A 3,041-nucleotide genomic window follows, 5' to 3' on the forward strand; every position below is an offset into this window, starting at 1 on the left:
GAATGTTCATCGAAAAGGGAGAGAATATCTTGATAACGGGCGCTACCGGATGCGGCAAGAGCTTCTTGGCCTGCGCCTTGGGCCGTAGCGCGTGTCTGCTGGGAATACGCACCCAGTACTTCGGGATGAACAAATTCCTGGACGCCCTGGCACAAGCCCGGCTTGACGGCACCTATCTGAAATGGATCAGGGCGATATCAGCAAACAAACTGTTGATCTTGGACGACTTTGGGTTAAAGCAATTGACCAATGATGCTAGAATCGCGCTGCTGGATATACTGGAAGACCGCTACGGCAATGGTTCTACAATCATTACTTCCCAGCTCCCAGTGGACAATTGGTACAACTTCATAGACGAACCAACGCTTGCAGACGCTATTATGGACCGGCTCTCAGCCTCCGCCCATAGAATTGCTTTAACCGGAAAATCACTGAGAAAAAGAAAAAATCAGTAAGTTTAAATTATCACTCTCGCTCAGTGCCATTAAGCCAATTTTTGGTGGCGTACTTTGCTCAGGAATTAATGGCGTCTTTTGCCCAGGAACACTGGAGTACTTTCGCAGGAATATCTAGGTAACGTCTTCGGTAGGTTCAATGATGATGATCTCACGGCGTAAGTTCTCAGGAAGCAGCATTCTCCCCGTTCCCTTTTCACGTTTTTTAGCAGGTGCTTTTTCCTTTACAACTTCAACTGCTTGCTGAGATAGTTCTTCTTGCTGGTGTTTATCTGTTCCCAGCTCGAAGAGATCGATCTGATTTGCATCCGTGTATACACTCGCTAGCTTTTCATTCTTTTTGCCGAATATATACCGCTTGTATTTATCAAGCTCAAAGTTCAGGGCCTGGATCTGTCCATCCTTTTCGGATATCAATTCCAGCGACTTCTCATAGAGTAATTTATAGTCTATCGCTGTATCTTCCATAACCCGAAGATACGGTGCAAAATCGGCCTAAACAACCTTATGAGGCACTTTTTAGCAGCTTTTCATACTGATTTTGATGATCTAAATTGTGTGCTGACAACGTTTTCTGAGGCGGACGGAATCCAGCATTACGCCCTGTAAAAGAAGTGTCAACTGATGGCTGGTGATGGCTATATTTTCTGACTTTGGCCATTCAAAAGTACCCTGTTCCAGCTTTTTGACGTACATCGCAAACCCATCCCTATCCCACTGCAAAAGGCGTATTTGATTAAGCCGTTTGCCTAGAAAAACGAAGACATCGCCGCTCGATGGATCAAAACCCAATTCATTCCGGACCAGGCCGGCCAAACTGTATATACCATAGCGCATGTCTGTTGGGCTCCGGTATAGGAAGTACCGGCAACTATTAGATAAGGCCAGCATTTTAAAGAATGAGCTTCCTGACAAAAGATGCGTCTAAAGAACCGAATAGCTCTATACGTGCTCCGGATGGAAAAGTGATCGCTGCCAGCGCTTGTTGATCTTGTGCAATTAAATCTGGTTGCGGAACTGATATCTGACTGAACCCACGGGCCGGTGCCACAGTGGCCACATTCTTGCCGCGGAATTTTTTAACCCAGTAATTGGATTTATGGTACCCTATACCATTCCGATTGCAAAAAGCCTGTTTGCTTATCCCTTGTGCCTGCCACTGATCGTACAGTTCGCGCATTTTTTCTGTCTCATTTTTCATGAAACAAGATTACGAACTATGCAAGTCTGTTGAAATATGGTTTTATCGGACGCATACTTTTTTCGAGCCCTTCCCAAAGTACTTCAGGTCAAAAAGGGCAGTTTTTTCAGCCATATCAAACGGAACATCCGAGTGATAAAGAGCCAGATCGTGGATCATTTTGAGTGAATGCGCCAACTCCTTGCAGCCCTGACATTCTACGAGATACCAAAACTCGGCTTGGGATTGCGTCAGCGGGGCGCCGACATCTAATGCGTGACGCGCATCATTCGTTGCGCTGACTTAATTTGCATTCGAGTCGATTCCTCCTTCATTCGTTAAAGTTTGCATATGACCATGAAAAGAGTGAGAAAAATGGAGAGGTCACCGCAAACTTTAACGAATGAAACACATCGGTCAGGTTTCGGGACTCGCACCCGTATGCCTCTCCAAGGCCATTTTGGCCTGACATTTAAAAATGGTTTCATAGAAATTTATTAAAGTTTGCGGGGCAAATATAGGGGAATATTTGCCAAGATTTCGGATGTGAAGATTAGCGAGGATTTGACGGGGCTGCGGGAGAGGTTAAAGGATATTTGAGGTAGCTAAATTCTTCGGGAGATAAATATCCTAGTGCATACAGACTAAGCAAGGCCGAAGATTCTATCTGGTCATCACACGTCTACATAAACAACCTTATTCATCGAAGAATATATACCACTGGTCGAAAATAATTGCTGGTCCATCGATAAAGGCCTAACATTGGGTTAAAAAAAACTCACCCCAGATTTCGCGGTCGCGGGGTGAGATAAAGACAGTTTAAACCATTTTTCACAATTCAAACCTTAACAAAAGTATGAAGAAATTATTGCTATTGGTCGCTGGTGGCCTATTTTTCTTGTCATGTGACGACAACCAAAGTAAAGTTGCACCCTCTATTTCTGCCGAGAGTAAGGCCTCAATTAAAGACGTTGAGTTAGCTGACGGAGTTTTAAAATTTTCGTCAAGAGCTCATCTAAATAATGTGGTGAAGGAAATAACTGATTTCAAGGAGATGTATAAATGGTATTCAAAACCCGGTTTTACTTCTTTATTAGAACGTCAAAATTCTATTACCGGCGCTCAATACGATGAAATTGCTAAAACTGGAGAATTTGGCAAACTATCTGACCTTTTAGTTTTCAGAGGAACTGGTGAGAATAAAATACTGGAAAAGATTGTAGATGACCCAAGGCTTGCCGCAGTTTTGAATTCGAAAGGATACATTATTGTCTCTGATACCGCATATCATATTGGGGTTGATGTAGCGAGTGCAATTAAAATTAATGGAGACAAAAGTATTTTGAAAGAATTTTTACAAAATCAAAATTTGCAAGGAGCCAAATTTACAAAAGTTGTAAATGAGC

5 protein-coding genes are annotated in these 3,041 nt (G+C 43.1%); 2 read left to right on the forward strand and 3 right to left on the reverse strand.

Annotated features, from left to right (window positions below):
• On the forward strand, positions 1 to 455 hold a 455-nt coding region (locus ABIO93_RS31655; protein ID WP_348074050.1), incomplete at its 5' end, for an ATP-binding protein.
• 114 nt (positions 456 to 569) lie between these two features.
• Here the strand turns inward: ABIO93_RS31655 and ABIO93_RS31660 are convergent.
• The 3 genes from ABIO93_RS31660 to ABIO93_RS31670 all read right to left on the reverse strand — a co-directional run bounded on the left by ABIO93_RS31660 (position 570) and on the right by ABIO93_RS31670 (position 1,656).
• Positions 570 to 923 carry a transposase gene (locus ABIO93_RS31660; RefSeq protein WP_348074051.1) on the reverse strand — a complete coding sequence of 118 codons (354 nt, stop codon included), beginning with the start codon at positions 921 to 923 and terminating at the stop codon, positions 570 to 572.
• Between the two features lie 81 nt (positions 924 to 1,004).
• On the reverse strand, positions 1,005 to 1,346 hold the full coding sequence (gene tnpB / locus ABIO93_RS31665; RefSeq protein WP_348074052.1) for an IS66 family insertion sequence element accessory protein TnpB: 342 nt from the start codon (positions 1,344 to 1,346) through the stop codon (positions 1,005 to 1,007).
• A gap of 1 nt (position 1,347) precedes the next feature.
• A complete protein-coding gene (locus tag ABIO93_RS31670; RefSeq protein WP_348074053.1) occupies positions 1,348 to 1,656 on the reverse strand; it encodes a hypothetical protein in 309 nt (102 codons plus the stop codon).
• Between the two features lie 835 nt (positions 1,657 to 2,491).
• Here ABIO93_RS31670 and ABIO93_RS31675 point away from each other — a divergent pair.
• The coding region (locus ABIO93_RS31675) for a hypothetical protein (RefSeq protein ID WP_348074054.1) at positions 2,492 to 3,041 on the forward strand (550 nt) is incomplete at its 3' end.

The organism is Dyadobacter sp., assembly GCF_039919315.1.
Taxonomy (GTDB): Bacteria; Bacteroidota; Bacteroidia; order Cytophagales; family Spirosomataceae; genus Dyadobacter.

Bases quoted from the DNA above. Each gene is read 5' to 3' on its own strand.
- ABIO93_RS31660 (WP_348074051.1), bottom strand. From the start codon at position 923: ATGGAAGATACAGCGATAGACTATAAATTACTCTATGAGAAGTCGCTG.
- tnpB (WP_348074052.1), bottom strand. From the start codon at position 1,346: ATGCTGGCCTTATCTAATAGTTGCCGGTACTTCCTATACCGGAGCCCA.
- ABIO93_RS31670 (WP_348074053.1), bottom strand. From the start codon at position 1,656: ATGAAAAATGAGACAGAAAAAATGCGCGAACTGTACGATCAGTGGCAG.